Source organism: Bacterioplanoides sp. (genome assembly GCF_965219715.1).
Taxonomy (GTDB): Bacteria; Pseudomonadota; Gammaproteobacteria; order Pseudomonadales; family Oceanobacteraceae; genus Bacterioplanoides.
In genome coordinates this window covers 226,587-251,829 of the sequence record NZ_OZ244785.1, presented here as the reverse complement: position 1 = coordinate 251,829, position 25,243 = coordinate 226,587, and the positions used below count along the sequence as shown (strand labels likewise).

25 protein-coding genes are annotated in these 25,243 nt (G+C 48.2%); 12 read left to right on the top strand and 13 right to left on the bottom strand.

Annotated elements, in window-relative coordinates:
- Window positions 1-131: 131 nt before the first annotated feature.
- Window positions 132-644: an FxsA family protein gene (locus ACOQOZ_RS01680; RefSeq protein ID WP_420590550.1), complete on the bottom strand. Its 513-nt coding sequence runs from the start codon at window positions 642-644 to the stop codon at window positions 132-134.
- Window positions 645-835: 191 nt separating this feature from the next.
- On the opposite strand from ACOQOZ_RS01680, the gene ACOQOZ_RS01675 reads away from it, so the two are divergent.
- The 8 genes from ACOQOZ_RS01675 to ACOQOZ_RS01640 all read left to right on the top strand — a co-directional run bounded on the left by ACOQOZ_RS01675 (window position 836) and on the right by ACOQOZ_RS01640 (window position 7,028).
- On the top strand, window positions 836-1,681 hold the full coding sequence (locus ACOQOZ_RS01675) for an AraC family ligand binding domain-containing protein (RefSeq protein WP_420590549.1): 846 nt from the start codon (window positions 836-838) through the stop codon (window positions 1,679-1,681).
- Between the two features lie 83 nt (window positions 1,682-1,764).
- Window positions 1,765-2,160, top strand: a complete 396-nt coding sequence (locus ACOQOZ_RS01670; RefSeq protein WP_420590548.1) for a MerC domain-containing protein — start codon at window positions 1,765-1,767, stop codon at window positions 2,158-2,160.
- Window positions 2,153-2,812, top strand: coding sequence for a DUF1826 domain-containing protein (locus ACOQOZ_RS01665; protein ID WP_420590547.1), 660 nt, complete (start codon window positions 2,153-2,155; stop codon window positions 2,810-2,812). The genes ACOQOZ_RS01670 and ACOQOZ_RS01665 overlap by 8 nt, the downstream gene beginning before the upstream one ends.
- Before the next feature lies 1 nt (window position 2,813).
- On the top strand, window positions 2,814-3,446 hold the full coding sequence (locus tag ACOQOZ_RS01660) for a ZrgA family zinc uptake protein (protein ID WP_420590546.1): 633 nt from the start codon (window positions 2,814-2,816) through the stop codon (window positions 3,444-3,446).
- A 10-nt stretch (window positions 3,447-3,456) separates the two neighbouring features.
- Window positions 3,457-3,879, top strand: a complete 423-nt coding sequence (gene hisI / locus ACOQOZ_RS01655; protein WP_420590545.1) for a phosphoribosyl-AMP cyclohydrolase — start codon at window positions 3,457-3,459, stop codon at window positions 3,877-3,879.
- A gap of 112 nt (window positions 3,880-3,991) precedes the next feature.
- The gene (locus ACOQOZ_RS01650; protein WP_420590544.1) at window positions 3,992-5,368 is read left to right on the top strand and encodes a dihydroorotase; all 1,377 of its coding nucleotides are present in this window, start codon (window positions 3,992-3,994) and stop codon (window positions 5,366-5,368) included.
- Between the two features lie 64 nt (window positions 5,369-5,432).
- Window positions 5,433-6,446: a GTP cyclohydrolase FolE2 gene (gene folE2, locus ACOQOZ_RS01645; RefSeq protein WP_420590543.1), complete on the top strand. Its 1,014-nt coding sequence runs from the start codon at window positions 5,433-5,435 to the stop codon at window positions 6,444-6,446.
- Between the two features lie 21 nt (window positions 6,447-6,467).
- Entirely contained in the window at window positions 6,468-7,028 is a 561-nt protein-coding gene (locus tag ACOQOZ_RS01640) for a DapH/DapD/GlmU-related protein (protein ID WP_420590542.1), read from the top strand.
- A gap of 45 nt (window positions 7,029-7,073) precedes the next feature.
- Here the strand turns inward: ACOQOZ_RS01640 and ACOQOZ_RS01635 are convergent, their stop codons facing one another.
- Window positions 7,074-7,676 (bottom strand): DUF3299 domain-containing protein, encoded by a 603-nt coding sequence (locus ACOQOZ_RS01635; RefSeq protein ID WP_420590541.1) that lies wholly within the window; start codon window positions 7,674-7,676, stop codon window positions 7,074-7,076.
- 64 nt (window positions 7,677-7,740) lie between these two features.
- On the opposite strand from ACOQOZ_RS01635, the gene ACOQOZ_RS01630 reads away from it, so the two are divergent.
- Window positions 7,741-8,409, top strand: a complete 669-nt coding sequence (locus ACOQOZ_RS01630) for an ABC transporter ATP-binding protein (protein ID WP_420592450.1) — start codon at window positions 7,741-7,743, stop codon at window positions 8,407-8,409.
- Window positions 8,406-9,608: an ABC transporter permease gene (locus ACOQOZ_RS01625; RefSeq protein ID WP_420590540.1), complete on the top strand. Its 1,203-nt coding sequence runs from the start codon at window positions 8,406-8,408 to the stop codon at window positions 9,606-9,608. Before ACOQOZ_RS01630 ends, ACOQOZ_RS01625 begins: the two co-directional genes overlap by 4 nt.
- 77 nt (window positions 9,609-9,685) lie before the next feature.
- Here the strand turns inward: ACOQOZ_RS01625 and ACOQOZ_RS01620 are convergent, their stop codons facing one another.
- A complete protein-coding gene (locus tag ACOQOZ_RS01620) occupies window positions 9,686-11,134 on the bottom strand; it encodes an aldehyde dehydrogenase family protein (protein WP_420590539.1) in 1,449 nt (482 codons plus the stop codon).
- A 30-nt stretch (window positions 11,135-11,164) separates the two neighbouring features.
- Window positions 11,165-12,805, bottom strand: coding sequence for an acetolactate synthase large subunit (locus ACOQOZ_RS01615; RefSeq protein ID WP_420590538.1), 1,641 nt, complete (start codon window positions 12,803-12,805; stop codon window positions 11,165-11,167).
- A 328-nt stretch (window positions 12,806-13,133) separates the two neighbouring features.
- Between ACOQOZ_RS01615 and ACOQOZ_RS01610 the strand changes: the two genes are divergently transcribed.
- The gene (locus tag ACOQOZ_RS01610; RefSeq protein WP_420590537.1) at window positions 13,134-13,700 is read left to right on the top strand and encodes a hypothetical protein; all 567 of its coding nucleotides are present in this window, start codon (window positions 13,134-13,136) and stop codon (window positions 13,698-13,700) included.
- Between the two features lie 206 nt (window positions 13,701-13,906).
- Here ACOQOZ_RS01610 and ACOQOZ_RS01605 read toward each other — a convergent pair whose 3' ends face one another.
- The 8 genes from ACOQOZ_RS01605 to ACOQOZ_RS01570 form a co-directional block, all read right to left on the bottom strand.
- Window positions 13,907-15,472, bottom strand: a complete 1,566-nt coding sequence (locus ACOQOZ_RS01605; protein ID WP_420590536.1) for a hypothetical protein — start codon at window positions 15,470-15,472, stop codon at window positions 13,907-13,909.
- A gap of 251 nt (window positions 15,473-15,723) precedes the next feature.
- On the bottom strand, window positions 15,724-16,008 hold the full coding sequence (locus ACOQOZ_RS01600; protein WP_420590535.1) for a hypothetical protein: 285 nt from the start codon (window positions 16,006-16,008) through the stop codon (window positions 15,724-15,726).
- Between the two features lie 3 nt (window positions 16,009-16,011).
- A complete protein-coding gene (locus ACOQOZ_RS01595) occupies window positions 16,012-16,455 on the bottom strand; it encodes a hypothetical protein (protein ID WP_420590534.1) in 444 nt (147 codons plus the stop codon).
- A gap of 145 nt (window positions 16,456-16,600) precedes the next feature.
- Window positions 16,601-18,772, bottom strand: a complete 2,172-nt coding sequence (locus tag ACOQOZ_RS01590; RefSeq protein ID WP_420590533.1) for a 3-hydroxyacyl-CoA dehydrogenase NAD-binding domain-containing protein — start codon at window positions 18,770-18,772, stop codon at window positions 16,601-16,603.
- 164 nt (window positions 18,773-18,936) lie between these two features.
- Entirely contained in the window at window positions 18,937-20,142 is a 1,206-nt protein-coding gene (locus tag ACOQOZ_RS01585) for an acetyl-CoA C-acetyltransferase (RefSeq protein ID WP_420590532.1), read from the bottom strand.
- 182 nt (window positions 20,143-20,324) lie between these two features.
- The gene (locus tag ACOQOZ_RS01580; RefSeq protein ID WP_420590531.1) at window positions 20,325-21,461 is read right to left on the bottom strand and encodes an acyl-CoA dehydrogenase family protein; all 1,137 of its coding nucleotides are present in this window, start codon (window positions 21,459-21,461) and stop codon (window positions 20,325-20,327) included.
- 59 nt (window positions 21,462-21,520) lie between these two features.
- Window positions 21,521-22,738 carry a CaiB/BaiF CoA transferase family protein gene (locus tag ACOQOZ_RS01575; RefSeq protein WP_420590530.1) on the bottom strand — a complete coding sequence of 406 codons (1,218 nt, stop codon included), beginning with the start codon at window positions 22,736-22,738 and terminating at the stop codon, window positions 21,521-21,523.
- Window positions 22,739-22,899: 161 nt separating this feature from the next.
- On the bottom strand, window positions 22,900-23,310 hold the full coding sequence (locus ACOQOZ_RS01570; RefSeq protein ID WP_420590529.1) for a MerR family transcriptional regulator: 411 nt from the start codon (window positions 23,308-23,310) through the stop codon (window positions 22,900-22,902).
- 330 nt (window positions 23,311-23,640) lie between these two features.
- Here ACOQOZ_RS01570 and ACOQOZ_RS01565 point away from each other — a divergent pair, with 330 nt between their 5' ends.
- Window positions 23,641-24,399, top strand: a complete 759-nt coding sequence (locus ACOQOZ_RS01565; RefSeq protein WP_420590528.1) for an SDR family oxidoreductase — start codon at window positions 23,641-23,643, stop codon at window positions 24,397-24,399.
- A 68-nt stretch (window positions 24,400-24,467) separates the two neighbouring features.
- Here the strand turns inward: ACOQOZ_RS01565 and ACOQOZ_RS01560 are convergent, their stop codons facing one another.
- Window positions 24,468-25,121: a hypothetical protein gene (locus ACOQOZ_RS01560; protein ID WP_420590527.1), complete on the bottom strand. Its 654-nt coding sequence runs from the start codon at window positions 25,119-25,121 to the stop codon at window positions 24,468-24,470.
- Between the last annotated feature and the right edge of the window lie 122 nt (window positions 25,122-25,243).

Genomic DNA, 25,243 nt, shown 5'->3' with positions numbered 1-25,243 from the left:
GGTTAGATAAAACGATTTCAACAGCTGAATATGAAAATTTTTTGATTTTCGCTGGCTGAGCCGAAAATTGGCTCAGCAGTTGTTGAAGTTTTGATCAGTCTTGGCGCTTAACTTCTGCTCGAACGCCTTTGTCACTCTTCGCGCTTAAAGTCGCCTTCGATAACATTCTTAGGGCCATCGTTGCGATGAACGTCACCCTGGCGAGGATGGAATGGGTTCTGTGGTTGTTCGTGACCCGGAGGCTGGTGTGATTGGTAGGTGTTACCCGGTTGTTCAAAACCACCCATCATCATTTTTGGTTTCAGCATCTTCATCACCGAACCCGCCATGGCACCCCGTACGCCCGGAGTCAGCAGCGCAAAACCAAAGGCATCGGTTAAGAACCCCGGAGTCAGCAGTAAGGCACCGGCTAACGCCAGTAAAAAGCCTTCCGCCAGTTCTTTCGCCGGAATACCACCTTCCGCCAGACGTTGCTGAGCACGCATCAGCGTGGATAAGCCCTGCAGTTTCAGCAGGCGCACACCAATAATGGCGGTGATAAAAATCAGCGCCAGAGTCCACAATACGCCGATATAAGAGCCAACCTGAATCAGGACGGCCAGCTCAATCATAGGAACAATAATAAAGATCAATAAAAGAGGCACGATGCTCTCCGCTTGTTGAGATAGATTACTTAAATCGATGGTTTCTATATGGAGACAGCCATGGAGATTTCAACCAATGGCCGCTTATCAGCTCACAATTCCTGACACAGCAATTTTGTACAATCAGCGATACTGAAGCGCGATTAAGGTAAAGGTCAGACCAGAAGCGGCCCAGGCAAACGACGTTTAAGATGAAACACGAACCCGGCAAACAACAGAAGGAATACGTGCACTATCACAACAGCGATGTGATGGGTGGCGTTGAGCTGTTGCAGGCACGGTTCGAAAATCACACCTTCTCGCGTCACAGCCATGAGGGGTACACCATTGGCGTGATTGAAGACGGTGCCCAGGGCTTCTACCGCACCGGTGATAATCATGTCGCGCCAGCCGGCACCATCATTCTGGTGAACGCCGATGAAGTACACAGCGGTCATTCTGAAACCCAGGGCGGCTGGGCCTATCGGGCGATGTATCCGACGCCGGAGCAACTCGAACAATTAAACACCGATCTGAATCAGTCCACCGGTACCCGCGGTGCGCCCTACTTTCCTAATGCCGTGGTTCAAGACCCGGAAGTCGCCCGGGATTTGTATCAGCTGTTAACTCTCGATCAACAGACTAACAGCCGTCTGGCGCAGGAATCTGTGTTGTACGAAGCGCTGCGCAAACTGATGTTACGCCACAGCAAAAGCCGCCCCACTGAAGCTACTGCCAGGCGTGCACAAAAACCGTTAGCGCTGGTGAAAGAATTTCTCGATGACTATCCGGATTCGGATATTTCGCTGGAAGAGCTGGCCAAACTGGCAGGCCTCAGCCCCTACCATTTAACCCGTTCGTTTAAAAAAGCCTTCGGTTTACCGCCCCACGCCTATCAGGTGCAGGCGCGTTTGCGTCACGCCAAGCAATTGCTGAAAAGCGGAATGCCGATTGCCGAAGCGGCCATTTCCAGTGGCTTCCACGATCAGAGCCATTTGCACCGCAACTTCCGCAAAGCGCTGGGCATTACCCCGGGCCAATACCAGGCGGCATTCTGATTTTCACAATCCATCTTGACGACAAATCCATTTCAGGATCATAATTGTTATATTATAACATTTCGTAGATTTGGATATTCTCTATGTCTGAGCCCAGCCAGGTGATTGCCACCGACGCTCCACCAACATCCGTCAAAGATTCCTTTGGTGTGATTTGCTCCAGCTTATGTCTGGCACATTGCCTGCTGCTGCCCATGTTGCTGGCAACGGGTGCGCTTGGTACTGCCGGTGCGTTACTGGCCAGTGAACAAACCCATCTGATGCTGCTGGTACCGGTTGTTTTGCTGGCAGTTATGAGTTTCCCGGGTGGTTATCGTCGCCACGGCAGTGTGCTGCCAAGTGCTCTGGCGTTAGCCGGTTTAACCGGGCTGGTGCTGGCGCTGGTGCTCGGAGAAGCAACAGAAACCCTGCTGACATCCATTGGTGCTGGCTTACTGATTATCGCCCACCTGAAAAACAGGAAGCTTCTGAATGGCTAGTTCTGCAATTGCCTGTAACGTCGCCAATAACCTGAAAGGTGATACGCCCGAAGTATTACCGCTGATTTATCAGGACGGCATTAATCTGATTCAGTGGCAGCGCCCGGAAAACCCGAAGGTGCGCGAATACGCCCAGTATTTAACCTCAAACAGCAGTCACTTTTCGGTGTTTAAAAACCGTCTGGAGCCAGAATCTGCGGCCGACATTCTGCAAAAAGAATTGCCGGAACATTTGTACAAACAGGATTTTATCGACGACTTTGTTTTGTTGGTTGATATGTTCTGCACCCTGTTTGAATTACCGGCGGCATTGGCGCGGGTATCGGTACTGGATTCTGCCATGTGCCCGAAATTCCACACCGATAAGGTGCCCTGCCGTCTGGTCAGCAGTTTTTGTGGCGCCGGTACCGAGTGGCTGGAAAATCATCAGGTGCGTCGTCATAAAATGGGCCACAATACCCAGGGAAAATCCGATAAAGATGCAGGTGTATTTATTCACCAGCGCTTTATTCAACAAGTCGGCACCCAGGACGTGGTCTTACTCAAAGGTGAAGCCTGGGAAGGTAACGAACAAAACGGTGCGGTTCACCGCTCTCCGATGCCAGTCGCCGGAGAAAGCCGCTTATTACTGACTCTGGATTTTTCGGACTGATATGAAATATTTATTCAGCAGTTTCATTGGCATTTCAACAGCGACTTTGTTCGCCAGTATTGTGATGGCAGAAACACACTCGCACGATGCCCATGTTCATGGCGAAGCCACACTGAATCTGGAGATTGACGGCAATGAGCTACTGCTGGAGCTGGAAAGCCCGGCAGCCAATTTACTGGGCTTTGAGCACGCACCACAAAATCAGGCACAGAAACAGCAGCTGAAAAAAACACAGTCACTGTTATCGAATGTCGATTCGCTGGTTGAACTCGGTGGCCTGAATTGTCAGCTGGTCTCGGCTGAGATTGAAATGCCTTATGCTGACCACAAGAGTGATCACCATGATTCGCACCATGGTCATGACCATAACAACGGGCATAAAAATGAGCATAGCGATGACCATCATAACGACCACCATAAGAAGCATCAGGATACGGAAGCCGCTGAACACAGTGAGATTCATGCGCAATACAGCCTTAACTGCCAGACCACAAAACAAGTTGAGCAATTAAATATCCCTTTATTTCAACATTTTCCCGGTTTAGAAAAACTGCAGGTGATGTGGATTAACGGTAATCAACAAGGTGTCAGCCGCCTGACAGCCAATCATTCTGTCCTGATATTGAATCGATAATACAGAAAACATGAGCAAATCCTTTTTTAAAGATATCGAACTTTCAGAGTTCGGTAGGCGCTTTGCTGCGGCCGAAATCCTGGATCAACTGACATTTAATGAGCAGGGATTGATCCCAGCCATTGCCCAGGACGCGACATCTGGTCAGGTATTAATGATGGCCTGGATGAACAAAGAGTCGCTGAATTATTCATTAAATAACGGCGTTATGACGTATTGGTCGCGTTCGAGAAATACCCTTTGGAAAAAAGGCGAATCCAGCGGTCACTGGCAGCATATTGTTTCCATGCAGGTGGATTGTGACGGAGACGCCTTGTTATTCCGGGTAAACCAAGTGGGTGCAGCCTGTCACACCGGACGTCGCCATTGTTTTTATTTCTCGCTGGATGCCGATACTAATGAGTTTTTAATCACATCAGATCCGGGCCATTAACTTCCATTTGTATAAACGGCCGCGGTGGGTTTATGCGGAAAGCCCTAGAGATAACGCTGAAATCGATAGAAATAACGCTGAAAGCTAAAGAGAGATAACAAGGTAAATAACAATGTCTGCCATTCTGATCAAACATGCCTGCATCGTTAATGAAGGCGTTATTAAAGAACAGGATGTTCGTATAATTAATCAGCGTATTGATTTAATCGCTGATGATATTTCTGCATCCCATAATGACGAGGTCATTGATGCCAGCGGCCTTTATTTGCTACCCGGCATGATTGATGATCAGGTGCATTTTCGTGAACCGGGAATGCCAGGCAAAGGCACCATTTATTCAGAATCCCGCGCTGCGGTTGCCGGTGGTATTACCAGCTATATGGAAATGCCCAATGTGATTCCGGCGACCACCAACCAGGCCGCTCTGCAGCAAAAGCTCGATATTGCCAGCCAAAGCTCGCTGGCAAATTATTCCTTTTATCTTGGTGCCACCAACGACAATATCGAAGATATTAAAAAGGTTGATCCAACACAGGTGTGTGGCGTCAAAGCCTTTATGGGTGCCTCAACCGGCAGCCTGCTGGTCGATGATCCCAAAGCGCTGGAAGAGGTATTCCGCTATTCGCCGGTATTAATTGCTACCCACTGTGAAGACAACGCCACGGTTCAGGCAAACAGCCGTAAACTGGAACTGAGATTGCCCCAGGAACAATGGCAACCGATCCATCACCCACAAATTCGTGATGAAGAAGCTTGCTATCGCTCATCGTCACTGGCGGTTGAACTGGCAAAAAAACACAATTCAGATTTACACGTATTACATCTGACCACGGCGAAAGAGATGGCGCTTTTTTCTGCCGGACCTCTGATCAATACACAGGGTCAGCGCAAAAAAATTACCGCCGAAGCCTGCGTGCATCACTTATGGTTCTCCGATAAAGACTATGCCCGCCTCGGCAATCAGATTAAATGTAACCCGGCGATCAAATCAGAGCTGGATCGCCAGACCTTGTTACAGGCAATCAACGACGATGTCATCGATATTATTGCCACCGACCACGCGCCACATACGCTGGCAGAAAAACAGCAGCCATTCTTTCAGGCCCCGGCGGGATTACCGCTGGTACAACACGCCTTATTAACCCTGTTTGATCAGCATCAGCGTGGTGTTTTCACACTGGAAAAAGTAGTGGAAAAAGTCTGCCATAACCCGGCTATTCGTTATCAGGTAAAAGACCGGGGTTTTATCCGTGAGGGATACTTTGCCGACCTGGTATTGGTGGATCTGAATGCTCCAACCGCGGTTAACCGCCATAACCTGCGATATTTATGTCAGTGGTCTCCGTTTGAGGGACACACCTTCAGTGCCCGTATCCGATCTACCTTTGTTAACGGTATGCCGGTGTACTGCGATGGTGAACTTACCGAGCCATTTGCCGCAGGCAATTCACCGGCGTTGCCACTTGTTTTTCAACGCGGCAATTCCTGACGGTTTATCCGTAATAAGTGATCAATAACCGAAATTAAACCCATCATAGATAAGTGAATCAATCATGTTAATAAATCGTGAAATAACCGATGCCACCAACAAGCTACCCGATGTCGCCAGTGCTCACTCGACACCGATCGCTTTGTCACTTAACTGGGTTGGTATGGATCAGATTGATCTGCCACTTTCTATTGTTACCCGCCAACACACAGATACCGGTATCAATACATCCGCGGTAGATGCCCGGGTAAATTGTTACGTCAGTCTGGATAACGAACAGGCGAAAGGCATTCATATGTCACGGCTGTATCGGTCGGTTAATCACTATGCCCAACAACAGGCATTTACTCCTGAGGTTGCCCACGAGCTACTGGATGAAATGATCGCCAGTCATCGCGATCTGAGTTGTGATGCCTATTTTCATCTGACGTTTGATTTAACCTTAAACCGCCCGGCATTGCTAAGTGATAACTCCGGCTGGAAAAGTTACCCAGTGGAAATTATTTGTCGCCAGCAGGAAGGCCATAATATCAGCGAGCTTAAGGTCACGGTGCCCTATTCCAGCACCTGTCCGTGTTCTGCTTCTCTGTCGCGCCAGTTATTAGCCAATAAAATCCGTCGACATTTTTCCCGCGATGAAAATACTGAGCCCGCCAACAACCAGTCTGGCTCTAATCAAATAGATTTGGATCAACTGACCAGCTGGCTGGAAAGCAGCGAAGGCTCTGTTGCCACACCACACAGTCAACGTTCATACGCCTATATCAAGGTACGTTTCCAACATAACGATTATTTTCCGATTGTTGAGTTGATCGATGCTATCGAAAACGCTTTAAAAACACCGGTACAAACGGCAGTAAAACGCGAAGACGAACAGGAATTTGCCCGCCTGAATGGTGAAAATCTGATGTTCTGTGAAGACGCGGCCCGTCGGGTAAAACACAGCCTGATGCAACACAACCACATATCCGACTATTGGTTAAAAGTGGAACACCAGGAAAGCCTGCATCCACACAATGCTGTCGCCATTGCCGTGGCTGATATTCCCGGTGGTTTTCATCCAAGTTCTGGTTTTTAAGAGAATTTTCGAGGAATTACGATGTTACGCAAAAATCCCAGCGGTCATTATCCGCAAGTCAGCACCAGCGCCTATATCGATAAAACCGCCATTATTTGTGGCAATGTGATTATTGGCGACAACGTTTTTGTCGGCCCTTATGCAGTTATCCGCGCCGATGAAGTGGACGAAAACGGAGACATGGAGCCTATTATTATTGGCAGCGATTCCAATATTCAGGATGGCGTCGTGATTCATTCAAAAGCCGGAGCACGCGTCACGGTTGGCAGTCGTACATCCATCGCCCACCGTTCCATTATCCATGGCCCCTGCTCTGTCGGGAATAACGTGTTTATCGGTTTTAACAGCGTGGTATTCCGCACCGATATTGGTGATGGTTGTGTAGTTCGCCACAACTGTGTGGTGGACGGTACCGATATTCCCGCCGGAACCGTTATTCCACCGGTGGTGCATATAGGGCCGGAGTACGATCTGGCAACCTTGCCACAAACAGATCAGTCAGCCAGTGACTTTTCCGAATCGATTATTTCCGCCAACCATTATCTGGTGAAAGGTTATAAACAGCTGGCGAATGAATTCTGATTTTTATCACAGTTATAGCAACGTAAGTAATTTTTCATCGACCAGCTAGTCGTTGTAATAAGGCTCAACCTTATCAACCGTCATGGAATAAGCAGCCGTGGCGGTTTCATTTTTTACCGCTTTGGTCGACATGGTTCCCTCAATCCAGAAAGCATCCATCAGAGAATATAACTCTACCCCCTGCTCCATTTTTCCGTAGACAATCTGATTAGGTGGTGGCGGTGGTAGATGCATGCAAGCGCCAAAAAATGGCACCAGGAAAAATTCGGTAACACGTTGTTCCTTGTTAAATTCCAGCGGCACAATAAAACCCGGCATACGAATTTTCTTGTTGTTGTATTCCTGCTTCACCTTGCTCGACGTCAGCGCTTTTTCATAAGCGGACAACTCACGCTCAGGGTCCATCGCCAACGCTAACTTACTGGCGATAGCATCCGCCAGTCCGCCTTCGTCACCGCCGGTAATCCGCTCCGGTGGATTTTGCAGCGCTTTTAAATCCTCCTCCGGAATCAGGTCCGGCCATTCAACCGACTGATAGTCGGCCACCGCGACCGAACTCAGGGCCGAACTCAGACCCAGCCACATCAATAAAACGAACCCCCGGGAGATCCGGGCTGTTAACCCTGACAAACCTCTGATAACGGACATGCAACTTACCTCAACAACTTCAATATGTTATATCATAACAACCCATTATTAAGAGTCTAGTGTGATGATCCAACTGACCGACCTACAGTTTTCTTACCAGCAGAAACCGGTGCTCAGTATCGCTGACTGGCAGGTGAAGCGTGGTGAGCAACTGCTTCTCTGTGGTGATTCGGGCAGCGGAAAATCCACCTTGCTGCACCTGTTAGCAGGACTTAATCAACCCGACAGTGGCCAGCTCTTCATCGCCGGAGAAGAACTGAGTCGGATGTCGGGCCGTCGTAAGGATCGTTTCCGGGCAAAACACATCGGCTTTATTTCTCAGCGCTTAAATCTGATTCCGTACTTATCCGTGATCGACAACGTACTGTTGGCTGCCCGACTGAGTGGCACCAAAACCTCACGTTCACAACTGGCCAAACAAGCGGCGGAGCAGCTACAGCATGTGAACCTTGGTGCGGAGCTCCATCAGCAAAAAGCAGAAAACCTGAGTATCGGTCAACAACAGCGAGTCGCCATCGTACGCGCCATGATTCACCAGCCGGAATTGATTCTGGCTGACGAGCCAACGTCTGCACTCGATCAGCACAACCGCGATTTATTTATGGATAAATTGCACGCAATGTGTCGCGAACACCAAACAACACTGGTGATGGTCAGCCACGATATGTCACTGGCACCAAATTTTAGTCAAACCACAGCTCTGGCTGATATCAATTCTGTGGAGGCGCAATGATGTTCTGGCGTGTTGCATTTTTCAGCCTGTTACACCGCAAAGGCTCCGCGATTCTGACGTTATTGGCGGTGGCCATCAGTGTTTTCTCCGTGACTGCGGTCGAGCATTTACGTCATCAGGCCAAAGCCGGATTTTCTCAGACGGTATCAGGCGTTGACTTAATTGTTGGCGCACGCGGCGGTGAAATTAACCTGTTGCTGTATTCGGTTTTTTATATCGGCAATGCCAGTCGTAATATTTCATACCAGAGTTTTGAAAACCTGCGTGATACACGTGACGTTAAGTGGGTAATTCCGCTTTCTATGGGCGATTCACATCGCGGGTTTCGTGTGGTGGGCACCGATCAGAATTTCTTTGAGCACTTTCGTTATGGCCAGAAACAACCACTGATATTTCAATCCGGCGAAGCGTTTAATAATGCCCGGAGCGTTGTGATAGGTGCTGCCGTCGCCAAACAACTGAATTACAAAACCGGAGACAATATCACCATTGCCCATGGTCTGGGTCGCCAGAGTTTTCAGCAACACGACCAGTATCCGTTTAAAGTCGTCGGTATATTGGAGACTACCGGCACCCCCGTAGACCAGGCGTTGTACGTTAGCCTGGCTGGACTGGAAGCGGTTCATAAACCTGGCGTAACGCCTGCCCAGGCAGAATTATTAAAACCAGAAAGCATCACCGCAGCCATGGTTGGGCTTAAATCCCGATTAAAAACCTTTCATTTACAACGCAACATTAATCAGTCACAACCCGAACCATTAATGGCAATTTTACCCGGCGTATCACTCAGCCAGCTATGGGAAAGCATGAATATGATGGAGAACACTTTAAGAGTAATTTCCTGGCTGATACTCAGCGCCGCATTGATGGGCCTGAGTGCCACCCTGCTTGCCTCCATGCGCGAACGCCAGAAAGAACTGGCCGTACTACGCACCTTAGGTGCAAGACCCTGGTTTATTTTTGCCCTGATTCAGGCCGAGACTTTATTAGTGACATTGACGGCGATCGTAATCGCTCTGGTCAGTTTTGGTTTAATACTGAGTGACGCCCAGGATCTGATCAGCAGCCGTTTTGGCATCAGTATTGATCCGAACTTTCTGACTCCTGAAGTCATAAAAACACTGGCGATCATTGTGATCGCCAGCCAGTTAGTCAGTTTCTATCCGGGTTATAAGGCGTATCGCTTGTCGTTGAACTGATACCAACAGAGGGCTACCACAATAAAAAAAGCCAGCAATTAGCTGGCTTTTTTATTTCGTGGCAGTTGAAACCGGAATTAACGATTCTTATCGCGAATTACCAGCAACCTCAGCTCGGTCATATCTTCCATCGCGAACTTAATGCCTTCACGTCCAACACCGGAATCTTTTACACCACCGTACGGCATATTATCGACCCGCCAGCTTGGTACATCACCAATCACCACGCCGCCAACTTCCAACTCGTCCCAGGCTTTCTGGATCTTGTAGATGTCTTTGGTGAAGATGCCTGCCTGCAGGCCAAACTTACTGTCGTTGACCTGTGCTAAGGCATCATCGAAGTCCGAGAATGAAGACAAAATAGCCGCCGGGCCAAACGCTTCTTCGGTATTCAGCTGGGCGTTCGCCGGGACGTTTTCCAGCACCGTGGCTTCGAGCATGGCGCCATCCTGATTACCGCCCACCAGCAGGTTACCACCCAGCTGTTGTGCTTCATCAATCCAGCCTTTCAGACGATTGGCTTCCGACAACGAAATCATCGGGCCAATAAAGGTCTCTTCGTCTTTAGGGTCGCCCATTTTTAACTCGCCAACTTTACGCACAAACTCGGCTTTAAAAGGTTCGTATAACGACTCGTGCACCATAATGCGTTGCACACCAATACAGCTCTGACCAGACTGATAAAAGGCACCAAAAATAATGCGCTCAATGGCATCATTTAAGTCGCCGTTTTCAACAGACGTATCTTCATCAACGATACAGGCTGCATTACCACCCAGCTCCAGCACCACCGGCTTTTTGCCAGCACGGGCTTTGAGATCCCAGCCAACATCCGGAGAACCGGTAAAGCTCAGCAGTTTTAGACGGTCATCTGTGGTGAATAAATCCGCGCCGTCACGGGAGCACGGCAAAATTGAAAACGCACCTTCCGGCAAATCAGTTTCTGCCAGAATTTCACCGATGATTAATGCACCAATGGGTGTACGGCTAGCTGGTTTCAGAACAAACGGACAACCCACGGCTAACGCTGGAGCCACCTTGTGTGCCGCCAGATTTAATGGAAAATTAAATGGCGAAATAAAAGAGCACGGACCAATCGGCACGCGCTTGTACATACCGGAATAACCACGGGCACGCGGTGCCACTTCCAGATTCATCACTTCGCCATTCATACGTACAGATTCTTCCGCCGCTACCCGGAAAGTATCGATTAAGCGCCCTACCTCACCACGAGCGTCTTTGATTGGCTTACCGGCTTCAACACACAAAGCCTGTGCCATTTCTTCAAAACGTTCTTCAAAGCGTTTTACGCAGTGATTCAGAATCGCCTGACGCTCATACGGCGCCATTTTACGCAGTGCTTCCTGACTGGCATCCGCTGCGGCAATGGCTTTATCAATCACAGCCGCATCCGCCAGAGCCACCCGGGTGGCAACTTCACCGGAATATTTATCGGTCACTTCCAGATCTTCGTTGGCAAACACCGCTTTGTTGGCCAGATAATAAGGGTAACTTTTCGCTAACATGGTTTCTTCCTCCCTTAACCGAATAATGGCTTACACTTTTGCGCTTAATACGCGCAATTGATTATTCAGAATTTCATCGTTTTCGCTGTAGTCGATTGGAATATCAATCAGATGCACCGCGTGTTCCTGCATACATTTTTCCAGCAACGGTAATAACTGATCCGCTGCTTCTACCCGGTGGCCTTTACCGCCATACGCTTCAACGTATTTGACGTAATCCGGGTTGCCATAATCGAGACCAAAATCATCAAACTTCATATTGGCCTGTTTCCACTTAATCATGCCGTAAGCATCATCCCGCAGAATCAGAATAATCAGATGCTGATTTAACCGCACCGCCGTTTCCAGCTCCTGGCTGTTCATCATAAAGCCACCGTCACCACAAATGGCGATGACTGGACGGTCTGGATAGACCAGCTTTGATGCCATCGCCGATGGCAGACCAGCACCCATGGTGGCCAGTGCATTATCAAGCAGAACGGTATTGGGTTTCTTCGCCTTGTAATTACGGGCAAACCAGATTTTATAAACACCGTTATCCAGCGCAATAATGCCATCGTCGGGCATCGCCTTACGCACATCCGCGACCAGGCGTTGCGGATACACAGGGAAACGATCGTCTTCACAACCGTGTGGCAGTTCTTTCTCTTCCGCCTTTTTCACCTTATCGAAATAGCTGAAATCCCAATGCTTCTGCGACTGAAGCTTGTCTTTAATCGCCCAGATGCTGTTGGCAATATCACCGATCACTTCCACCTGAGGGAAATACACCGGGTCTACTTCCGCGGCGTTGTAATTGATATGAATAACTTTTTTATCGTTATCACGCATAAAGAACGGCGGCTTCTCCACCACATCGTGACCAACATTAATAATCAGATCGGCGTGGGCAATAGCGCGATGGACAAAATCACCATCGGATAAGGTAGTGTTGCCGAGGAACAGATCTTTGGTTTCATCCACCACCCCTTTACCCATTTGGGTGGTCACAAACGGAATACCAAAGTCGTCCACCAGCTCGGTCAGCATAGAACTCGACATCTTACGGTTGGCACCAGCACCAATCAGCAGCAACGGCGACTTGGCCAGTTCGATCATATCAACCGCATGCTTGATCGACTTTTCTTCCGCAACCGGACGACGCATCGAACTTTCGGGAATCAGATTTGGCGAAGTTTCTTCATCGGCGATATCTTCCGGCAACTCCAGATGCACTGCTCCGGGACGCTCGGCACTGGCAATACGGAAGGCCTCACGCACCTGGGAAGCGATACGTTCACCGCTGACAATTTGCGCCGTGTATTTGGTGATTGGTCGCATCATGTCGACCACATCAAGAACCTGGAAACGGCCCTGCTTGCTCGCTTTAATCGGCTTCTGACCGGTGATCATCAGCATCGGCATGGCGCCCAGCTGCGCATAAGCCGCCGCCGTCACAAAGTTGGTGGCACCCGGGCCGAGGGTCGACATACAGACCCCGACTTTTCCGGTTAAACGACCATAGGTCGCCGCCATAAAGCCCGCCGCCTGTTCATGCCGGGTCAGAATCAGCTTGATTGACGAGGTTCGCAGCGACTCCAGTAAATCCAGATTTTCTTCACCAGGAATACCAAAAATGTATTCCACGCCTTCCTGTTCCAATGCTTTTACGAACAGATCCGATGCCTTCATAAGCTGTATCCCGTTTGACTCAGTCAATTAGTGTTGTGATGTTTCAGTAAGAATCCATAATGCCAGCCTGGTTCCCGAGCGATAATGAAAGATGTTTATGACAGTGATTGGTCACATCTATCTCTATGAACCAGCGTAGATGAGATTGATTAAAGTGCTTAATGAAGGCTTTATGAAGATGCGATCGCTGGAAGGACTGTTGCGCAAACACGATATAAACCGGTGGGAACTTTCCTGGGCGTTATCAGACACTTGTCACACCTTTGCAACGGCCAGTTGATTACAATACTGTTATTAATCAAATATCGTGAACACAAGGATGTTAATTTTGAGGCAAGCATTGGCAGCAACACTGACACTGGTATTAACCGGCTGTGTTGGCGATGAAGACTCGCAGGAGCAATGTTCCAGTATTGCGGTTCGAAACTTCGAAGCCGAGCAAAAATTCACGGCAAGCTACAGCGGCGAAGAAAGCCGGACGTTAACCTTTACTCCACAAGATAATGGCTTGCGTATTAACGTTGAATCCGCCAGCAAAGCTGATCAGACATATGTGGTTAGTTCGGACCCAGATACAGGTTGCCTGAAAGCCGAACCCGAACTGACCGATGAAATTCGTTTTATTGCAGACCTGAGCCCTAGTACTGATTTTGTTGCCCGGCACTACTTTGCCATTGATGTGAGTCGCGATGGCAACGCCAGCGCTGTTTGTGACCATAACGATATTAAATATCAGCCACTGGCGCGTACTAAATGCTCTTATACCTTCCGTTACTCAAATGGTAGCGCGATAGACTATTCGCAGTTTAACGATAACAATGCTCAACTTGTTGGACTGGATGCCAAACACGGGGGGACGTTGATTTATTCATTGGCACCGGTTATTTCAGACTAGATTAATCATCCAACGTTCTGATTGTTCTTGCCAGAGTGCGAGCTGCTAGAATGGCGGCCCGTATCGGAAATTCGATGATTTCACCAACGATATCAAGCTGGCCTGTTTCTTCTCTATCACTTGGCCACAAAAAAACCGGATCTGTTTCCAGATCCGGTTTCTTTTTAAGCAAGCAAGTCACAGCTATTTAGCTGCAAAGATCGATGTTACAGACATACACCCTGCTGATAATCGATAACGGCAGAAGACTTCGAGTTCTGCCACATCGGGTTTTGATAGCTCTGGAAGTACTCATTTGCAGCGTCTACATCTTCAACGATATAACCGAAATCCTGCAATGTAGCCGGATACAGGTTTTTCGAGCCGATATAGAATGCAGCAGCATCCACGGCAATGGTTTTCGAATGGTTACCAATGGAGTTTCCATTCGCCCAGGTGCCCACACCAGAAGCAATCCGTAACGGTGCTAACTGTAACGACTGACACATCACCGCTTTCGCCTGTGATTCAGACACCGATGCACGCTGCTTAATTTTACGAATCAGGATATCGCTGATTTCGGTCATCTTTTTCATATTCGAATAAGGGGCCAACAGGCTCTGCTTAGCACCCGGTGTGCTCACCACAATCTGTACTTTTACACCCTGGTTCAATTTGTCAGCCAGAACATCAAATAAACGAGCATCGTAATATGAGTTCGCAAATGGCGGTGCGCACGGAGCAATCAGGTCTTGCTGAGAAATAAACACGGAATCAGTTGCGCTATTGATAAAAGCACGCAGACCTTCTTCTTCAGGATTTGCCACCGTGTACTCCTGGTTATCATTGACGTAATCCGCGAAGAACCATGAACAATCCGCCTCACTGTCATTGGCATCTGACAGCCCACCTTGCTGACCGCCCGGTACATCCATACCGAAACCAAGGCCACCCAAAGCAAGTACGCTGGCGTTGCCGTTATAGGCGATGGCAGGAGCACTGAAAGCAGCCGGACAAACATCACCACTGGCCTGGGTCGAAACCAGGTCGACATAAAATGTGCTATTCACCACACCATCACTCCAGCGGCAAGTAAATGTCCATAATAAATCGGCAAAGGTGTGAGCTGATTTTGCAGCCTGGCCTTCCAAGCGCATGGTTAAATCACTGATTGGATTCTCAACCTGGCCATAAGCGGCCTCCCACATATTGTGACCACCAACAATGCTGGTGCGGCCATCAACCGCAATAATTTTTGAGTGATTCCAGGAATACAACCAGCTGGTTTCAACACCTGCGACCGAAATTTTCACATTGTCGGCAATGTCGCCTAAATCGGCTTTTAAGCGAGTCATGTAGGCTGCTGCCGTTTCGCTGAATGAGGTATTGAAGTTACCCATAACCGGTGGTGTTCCACCTAAAATACGAATCTGAACCTGAGGTGCTGCCGCATAGGCCGATTTAATACCAGCAACAATGGCTTCCTGGAAGACACCATCAGGGTAAGTCACCAGAGTGGTAATATCGACCCAGTGGCGGGCCCGGGAAATATCTTCACGTATCGTGTCAGCGTAGTGTTGCAACGCTCCTGTATCGGTACATTGAGCATCACCCCAGCATCCTGGAGTCTGTAATAACCAACTATCGTTACGCGAACCATAGCCTGCGATGGTGTTGTTATGCGTTACCTGCCACAAAGTACCAGCCGAACCGGGAAATTCCTGACTCAGGCGATTAGTAACAAAGTCGATATGAGGCGTATCAGAGTATGAGATTGCTGAAACCAGCAACATAAAAAAGCTTACAAGGATTTTTATTTTTATTTGAAGTAAACCGACGAGAAGTTTGTAGTTTTTCAAACCTGCATCCTTAGCAATTAAATGGGCCGCGGAGTCTATAGGTCTGACCAATGCAAAACAAGGGTTTCTGACAAAGCAATTATCAATAAAAGTATCAACATTTTTTATCAAAAAGAATGATTATATAGCAGATATCTTGATGGTTATTTAATTAACAGCCAGTTATTCAACTGCTGACTAAAGCTTTAATCGTCACCCATCAACCGTGCCGACTGAGCCAGAAATTTCGCTCCCTGAATGAAGATACTGATTGGAAATTCGATAATTTCCCCAACGCTTTCCAACCATTCATATCTGTCTGACATTCTGCTGTATTTTGGCCACATAAGCTTAGCGAGGTAGAATCCTGCAAGCATCAATAATAAAACAAGAAAGTCAAAGCCATTGGCGAACAGATCGTAGACAAAGTAGCAACCAAAGATAAATAACAGGATTGAGAGGATGATTCGTAGCTGTTCTATAGTCGCCATAGTTTACTTAACCTGCTTAATACTACTTTCAATCTTCTGTGTTTCATCAATAACAGCATCGATCATTTCCTTCAAGGTATCATTAGTCACTTTTCCAGAAAGAATATCTACAAGCCTAATCTCGCAAAAATAGGAACCAGATTTATACCTGAACATATCATTACCTAAAGACTTCACTCTCAAATCCTGGCTAATAATTTTAATTTGAATAAAGGTTGCTACTTGCCTGACCTGAACCTTATGCGTTCGATAAGTTCCGGATATAGAATAGCCAGAGCATGAGCCTGTAATAAGCGAGTTAATGACCTCCCTTTTTGCTCCCAGAAGACTTTCTATAAACTCAAGAAAGTGCAACCCTCCATTTCTCCCTTCAGGCTTAAAGGTTCTATGTCTGTATTCAACGAATATCCATAAAAATATAAAAGCGGGAATTAAGAGTATTTCCATGATCCTGAACTGATCTAAATGTGAGCAATCGATTACAACAGAGGCTATTTGATAACGAAGTCGTTAGCAATAAAAAAACCGGATCTGTTTCCAGATCCGGTTTTCTTAACGCAATCTAACAACGGTTAATTAACCGCCGTAAGACTTAACCGTAAAAGGATTCACCTTTTGCGGCTTTCTCACGAACCATCTCAGGCAGCGCGTAACGCTGACCAACATTTTCAGCCAGATCATCAGCAAGCTTGATGAAGTTTTCCAGGCCGAGAATGGTTTCAACGTAAGAAATCACACCACCGGTTTGTGCCGCAAAGCCCCAACCGAAGATAGAACCGATATCCGCTTCCATCGCATTAGTGATAACGTTTTCGTTAAAGCAGTGCAGGGTTTCAACCGCTTGCACAGCTAACAAACGCTCTTTTACGTATTCAACGTCAGGCTGTTCTGCAGCAACCGAGAAGCGCTCTGCTAAACCAGACCACAGCTTCTTGTCGCGACGATCTTCGGAATAATCGTAGAAGCCCTGACCGACTTTTTTACCGATACGTTTTACTTCGTGAACCATAAAGTTCACAACTTCGTCGGCTGGGTGTTCGATGTAAGCATCGCCCAGGTCTTTCTTAGTCTGGGTAGTGATACGATCCATCAGTTCAGTAGTTACTTCGTCAGACAGCACCAGAGGACCAACCGGCATACCCGCCATGCGGCCAGCATTTTCGATCAGTGCCGGAGCCACACCTTCTTTCAGCAGCGCCATACCTTCCAGTACGTAGGTTTTGAATACACGGGAAGTGTAGAAACCACGGCTGTCATTTACAGTGATTGGTGTTTTGCGGATCTGCTGGATGTAATCCAGAGATTTGGCCAGTGTTTCATCCGAGGTTTTTTCGCCCAGAATCACTTCCACCAGCTGCATTTTGTCTACCGGTGAGAAGAAGTGCAGACCAATAAACTGATCCGGACGTTTGCTCGCTTCCGCCAGGCCAGTAATAGGCAGCGTAGAGGTATTAGAAGCAAAAATTGCGTCTTCACCAATGACCGCTTCGGCTTTAGCCGTTACGTCCGCTTTAATGGCGCGGTCTTCGAATACCGCTTCGATCACCAGCTCACAACCTTCCAGATCTGCATAATCGGTGGTTGCTTTAATTAAGCTTAAAACGCCTTGTGCTTTTTCTTCAGCCATCTTGCCGCGGGAAACACGTTTGGTCAGCAGGCCTTCAGAATACGCCTTACCTTTATCAGCCGATTCCTGCGTGCTGTCCAGCAGCACAACCTGAATACCCGACATGGCAGAAGAATACGCAATACCGGCACCCATCATGCCCGCGCCTAAAATACCGACTTTTGAGAAGCGTGCTTTATCAACGCCTTTCGGACGGTTCTTCAGTTTGTTGGCATCCTGCAACGCCATAAAGAAGGTACGGATCATGGCTTTAGACTGGCTGGATAACAGCAGCTGGGTAAAACCACGGCCTTCAATTTCCAGTGCCGCATCGATTGGCGCCTGACAACCTTCGAACAATACTTCCAGAATTTTCTGTGGTGCATTGTAGTTGCCCAGGGTTTTCTTACGAAGCATGGCTTCTGCGCCCATAAACACCTGAGATACCTTAGGTGTCTGAACTTCACCACCCGGCAGACGGAATTTTTTCTTGCGATCAATACGGGAGACGTCCCAAGGCTGAATCGCTTCCGGATTATCTTTTAACCACTGCTTAGCGGTTGCGATAACGTCGTCAGCCGCAACCACCTGATCAACCAGACCGGCTTCTAAAGCAGGCTTAGGGCCTACCTGAGTTGCCTGAGTTAACCAAGGCAGAGATTTTTCAACACCAACCATACGAGCCAGACGCTGAGTACCACCGCCGCCTGGCAGCAGGCCTAAGTTTACTTCCGGGAAGCCGAATTTCGCTTTAGCGTTATCCGCAGCAATACGCTGATGACACGCCAGCGCTACTTCCATACCACCACCCAGCGCAGTGCCGTTTAAGGCCGCAACAAATGGCTTACCACCGGTTTCCATTTTGCGCATAGTGGAGTGAATTAAACGGATAAATTCCATGGTGCTGGCAACGTCTTTGTCGTAGTCGCCGGTTTGCATGGTCAGGATTTCTTTCAGGTTGGCACCAACCACAAAATCCGATTTACCCGAAGCCAGTACCACACCTTTTACATCAGCGTTAGCTACCAGCTCGTCAACATTGTAAGACAGAGACTGCATCGCCGCCTGGGATAAAGAGTTAACCGGGCCGTTCTGGTCGTCCCAGGTTAATACCGCTAAACCGTCGGTATCTATTTCGTAACTAAAAATATTTTTCATAGCTTTTCTCCTTGAGTTACCACTGCTCTTTCTGCTGCCGGAATAGCGTTGATCGAAGCAGTCAGTGCAAGGCAAAAATTTTTAAAGACGCGCAGTTTATGTCGTTATAAATGAGCATTCTGAAAAAATTTTTAACGCAGCAATGGCAACGCAGATAGTTATTCCTACACTCGCTCGATGATAGTGGCAGTACCCATACCACCACCAACACATAAATTAATTAATGCGGTCTTTTTACCGGTACGTTCCAGCTCATCCAGAACCGTGCCTAAAATCATCGCACCGGTGGCACCCAGTGGGTGACCCATAGCGATAGAACCACCATTTACGTTAATTTTTTCGCGTGGAATATCCAGATCTTTCATCATCTTCAGAACCACAGAAGCGAATGCTTCGTTTAATTCCCACAGATCGATATCTTCTGGTTTCATGCCAGCATTTTTTAACGCTTTTAACGCACTTGGGGTTGGACCCGTCAGCATGATGGTTGGCTCTGAACCAACAGACGCCTGAGCTACGATACGGGCACGAGGTTTCAGGCCCATTTTTTCACCGGCTTCTTTATTACCGATTAATACCGCAGCCGCGCCATCAACGATACCGGAGGAGTTACCCGCGTGGTGAACGTGATTAATGGTTTCTACCTGAGGGTAAACCTGCTGAGCAATGGCATCGAAACCAATTTTACCCGGACCTTCGAATGAAGGACGCAGGCCACCTAAATCTTCAACACTAACGCCAGGACGCATATGTTCGTCTTTCGCCAGCATCACCTGACCCAGTTCGTCTTTAACCGGAATTACCGACTTATCGAAGTAGCCGTTTTCCCAGGCGTGTGCCGCACGACGCTGAGATTCAACCGCGTAAGCATCAACGTCTTCACGGGAGAAACCTTCCAGCGTCGCGATTAAATCAGCAGAAACACCCTGAGGAGTAAAAGACAGTTTGTTAGTTACGTATGGGTCGGTGTAATACGCACCGCCACCGCCGCCCATAGGCACACGAGACATACATTCAACACCACCACCAATGGTCAGCTGAGCTTCGCCCGCTTTAACCTTGGCAGACGCCATGTTTACGGCTTCCAGACCAGAAGCACAGAAACGGCTTACGACAGTACCGGCAGTTTGCTGGCTGTAATCGGCCATTAACACAGCAGTACGGGCGATATCGGCGCCCTGTTCCATTACCGGTTCAACACAACCCAGAACCACGTCATCAATCAGAGAAGTATCTAAATCGTGACGTTGTTGCAGACCTTTTAACAGGCCGGAAATTAATTTAATTGGGGTAACCGGATGCAAACTGCCATCGTTCTTACCACGTCCGCGCGGAGTACGTACCGCGTCGTAGATATAAGCTTCAGTCATCTCTTTCTCCAGAAAAGCGATTCAGATTTACCTGCGTTGCCAGAACTGCGTCATAACCAACTCAAAATTGCTCATTTATTACTTATAAACTCCGCTTTTTTCGTTGGTTTTTCCTTGTTCTCCCTGCCTCGCCTACAATCTGCTCTCGCTTTTCATTAACTTAAAAAAATAATTATTTAGAATCAGATAGTACGAGAAATAATTTCTTTCATAATTTCGGAAGTACCGGCGTAAATACGCTGTACACGAGCATCGGCGTAAGCACGAGCAACCGGGTATTCCCACATATAACCGTAACCACCGTGCAGCTGCACACACTCGTCGATAATGCGGCACTGAGCTTCGGTCGCCCACAGCTTACAGGAAGCCGCAGCTTCAACACTCAGCTGACCTTCGCAATGTAATGCTAAACAACGGTCAACGTAGGCTTGAGTTACTTCAACTTCGGTCAGAATTTCTGCCAGTTTAAAGCGGGTGTTTTGCAGTGCAGCAATTGGCTTACCGAAGGCTTTACGCTCTTTCACGTATTCAACCGTTGCTTCATAACAAGCGCGCATCGCACCAACCGCCATCAGCGCGACACTTAAACGCTCTTGTGGCAGTTCCTGCATCAGGTAAATAAAGCCCTTATTTTCCTGACCTAATAAGTTTCCTTTTGGGATACGAACGTTGTCGAAGAACAGCTCTGATGTATCCTGGGCTTTCATACCAACCTTGTTCAGGTTCTGGCCACGCTGGAAGCCAGCACGATCCGCTTCAACCAGGAACAGGCTCACACCTTTAGCACCGGCTGAAGTATCGGTTTTAGCCACTACCACAATCAGGTCAGCCATCTGACCATTAGTGATAAAGGTTTTAGAACCGTTAATGACGTAGTCATCGCCGTCCAGAACCGCGGTGGTACGAACACCTGCCAGGTCAGAACCTGCGCCTGGCTCAGTCATAGCGATGGCAGAAATCACATCACCGGACGCCATTTGTGGCAGCCACTTTTGTTTTTGTTCTTCGTTACCGTAATGCAGGATATAAGGGGCAACGATATCGGAATGCAGAGAGAAACCCGGGCCAGTTGCGAATACACGCATTTGCTCTTCAATGGCAATGGCTGAATAACGGAAGTCCACTTCAGAACCGCCATACTCCGCAGGCAGATGGGTACACAGAATTCCGGCATCACCCGCTTTTTTCCAGGCTTCGCGAGAAATGTGGCCGTCTTTTTCCCACTGTTCTGTGTGAGGCTCAATTTCACGCTGCATAAACTTACGCACCGCGTCGCGGAACATATCGTGTTCTTCGGTGTAGACATTACGAGGGATCATCGGATTCGCTCCAGTTAATTATCTTTATTAAATAGGTGTACTGATTTATTCAGTTAATATCAGTCAGCGCGTAAAACGCCCTGCTGAATAAATTCTTCAATATCCTGAACGGCATATTTCAGCTCGCTTAAGATATTTTTTGAGTGTTGTCCCTGGGCCGGGCCAGGTTCGTTTATTAATTCTTTTTTGTCGCCATTATGAGAAGCGAAGTTAATTGCCGGCGCTGGGCAACGTAATTTTTGCCCGGCCTGGTTAGTTAATACCTGAACCATTTCACGAGCTAACAATTGAGGATGCTCGAAGGCTTCTTCGAGTTTCAGAATTGGTGTCACACAACAATCAGTATCGGCGAATACTTCACGCCAGTGTGATTGTGGCTGACTGGCAAAAACTGCAGCCACTTCGGCGCGCAATTGTTCGGCCTGTTCACCTTTATCGGTGTAACGTTCTTTCCATTCCGGGTGACCCAGGGTGTCACATACCTGAGCCCAGAATTTCGCTTCCAGAGAACCCACGGCCATATGTTTGCCGTCGGCGGTGGCATACAGCGAATAACACGGGCGTTCGCCGGTAAGCATATCTTCACCACGCGCCAACGTACGACCAGCCAGATTCATCACTGACAGTGGAATCACGTTATTAGCAAAGGCACAGTCGGTCATTGAGATATCCAGATAACAACCTTCGCCTGGTTCACCTCGTAATTGAGCGCTTAGGCGCCCTACTAACCCGGCCAGAATCGCCATAGCACCACTTAGGGCGCCACCGGCTAAATCAGCAATCTGGAAGTTACTCAGGGTTGGTGCACCACCGGCTTCACCACACTGATCGAGAATGCCAGCGGTGGCGGTGTAGTTCATATCGTGGCCGGCCTTATTCGCCCAAGGGCCTGTCTGGCCATAACCGGAAATCGCACACACCACAATTTGTGGATTGGCTGCTTTTAATTTGTCGTAACTCAGACCTAAACGATCCATCACACCCGGACGGAAACTTTCTAATAACACGTCGGCTTGTTTGATCAGACCCATCAGAATGTCGTGACCGGCTGGTGTGGTGATATCAATAGAGATGGATTCTTTACCACGATTAAGAATATCGAACGCCGGGCTGATCATGCCTTTTGGCATACCCATGGTGCGCACGTAGTCACCAGCACCTGTGTCTTCTACCTTAATCACCCGGGCACCCATATCGCGCAGATGCATGGAGCACATAGGACCAGGCAACAAGCGGGATAAATCGAGTACCAACATTCCTTCCAAAGGCAGTGTCATAAAGGCTCCTGAAGTCGAGTTACGTTAACGTAACTCAAGCTACCCAAGCGCTTGCTTTGGGTCAAGGGACGAAGTGCGCTGGCCTATTGGCCTAAATGCTCAGATAAATATGACAGCGATGTTTGAAAAGAACACAAAGAACGAAAGCGAGATTGCCAGCGTCAGGACAGATGCTCCAGATCTTGCCGGGCAGATTGTTCGATGCCGCGCAATTCTTCCAGTGCGGAATCCAGCGCTTTTCGTTGTGCTTCCAGCTCCTGAATGCGGGCCTGACAATGCTCCTGTAAATCGAGAAGACGTTGCGGGTTGGTGCGATCAGCTTCGTACAAATCGAGATAATGTTTGGTATCTTCCAACGAGAACCCTACACGCTTGGAACGCAGCACAATTTTCAGCCGGGCCCGCTGACGCCGATCATAAAACATTGCCCGGCCTTCACGTCGTGACTGCAGTAAGCCTTTTGATTCGTAAAAACGAATGGCACGTGGGGTAATACCAAACTCTTCCGCCAATTGGGCAACGGTGTATTCCTGGTCGTTAACCGCGGCTTCAGTAATAACGCTTTTGCTCATAGACGGAATAAATCTCAGATCAGATCGGACAGCGAGGCAGTGTAGCAGCCACAGATTTGATTTGACCAGTCGCGGAAATTCAATCTGTTTGAGCATTTGTTAATCTGCGCGCGAGTGGCAAAACCCAAAATACTTACGACTTTAGTGCATAAAACCAGTACTTTTACCTAGTTAATCACTTGTCAAGAGCACGATTTGTGTCGGCATTTGTCTATACTTCCGCTGCATCAGGAACGGCCTGTATCTCTGCCTTCCTGAACCCCGGTTTTCCTGAATTGAGTGGTATGAGGCCGGGATGAAAATCCCCTTAGTTAATTAACTGGAGTTCATATGAACTTACAAGACAAAGTGATTGCCATTACCGGTGCTGGCCAGGGTTTAGGTCGTGCTATGGCGGTTTATCTGGCAGAAAAAGGGGCAAGGATCGCCGTTATCGACCTCAATCAGGAATTGATGGACGAAACAAAAACTCAGGTGGAAGCTGCAGGTTCCAGCGCTTCAACTTTCCTGTGTAACGTTGCCGATGAGCAACAGGTAGAAGAAACCTTTTCTGGCATTGTTACCCAGATGGGTGGTCTGCATGGCCTGGTCAACAACGCGGGTGTTCTGCGTGATGGCTTAATGGTAAAAGCCAAAGATGGTGAAATCACCAAAATGTCACTGGCTCAGTGGCAAACCGTGATTGATGTAAACCTGACCGGTGTTTTCCTGTGTGGCCGTGAAGCCGCGGTGAAAATGATCGAATCGGGTGAAGGTGGTTGTATCATCAATATTTCCAGCATCTCACGTGCCGGTAATATGGGCCAGAGCAACTATTCTGCTGCTAAAGCCGGTGTTGCTTCCATGGCCGTGGTTTGGGCGAAAGAACTGGCGCGTTACAACATTCGCGCAAATGCCATCGCTCCGGGCTTTATCGCTACTGAGATGACGGCAGGCATGAAACCAGAAGCACTGGATAAAATGACCGCGGGTATTCCGGCCAAACGTATGGGCCAGCCGGAAGAAATTGCTCATACCGTCGCTTATCTGATGGAAAACGACTATGTGTCTGGTCGCATGGTTGAAGTGGACGGCGGCTTACGTTTGTAATCCGTTAGTTCTGCTGCCAATAAAAAAAGCCCTCCAGAGAGGGCTTTTTTTATATTACCGAATTCCCCCTAGCCGGATATCTGACGATAAAACGCCGCCATCATCGCCCCCTGAGACGTACTATTGCTGTTTGAATCGGCAACGGCTTCGCTGCCATCAGAATTAAACTTCATGACCTGTGAACGATCCGTCAGTGCTCTGGCTTCATTCACCAGCCACAAGCCTGCAGCTTGTTCATTCATGCCGGATTCGATTTTTTTCAGCCATTGGTTGTGTAGTTCCCCCAACTGTTGAAACGTTCTCGCCTGACTGGCCTTGGCAAATTGTTGCTGCAGTTCCGGATCTTTTTCAAAGATGGCTTCTATCCGATCTTTTTGCGGATGATCATTTAAAACCATCACTCTGCCATCATAGTCGGTTGTCAGCTCAATCGTCTCATCACCATCAATACCGGCTTTTTGCAGTGCCCGACCAAAATCCTGCTCAAACTGTTTGATATCCGCCGGTCCGGGAATTGCCAACGGCGCCAGCTCAAACAGTAACTGAGTATTTTTCTCTAACTCGGCGCTGTACTTCTGCCCACGATCACTGATCTGATAGATTTCACCCGCGCTTTCAGGCTTTGCAGGAGTTGTTGCCTCGGCCACTGTTTGCCGCGGTTGTTGCCGGTCGATACCCAACGTTGCCGTCGCTGATACGATATTCCGTGTATTAACGTCCATAATGGCCTGGCTCTCCCTGATTGCAGATGTCGATGAGTGAATTGTCTTAACTACAAATGAATCAGCAAAAAGCAAACCAATTAAATCGGATCTATAAAAATGCCGTATTAAAACAAAAGCAT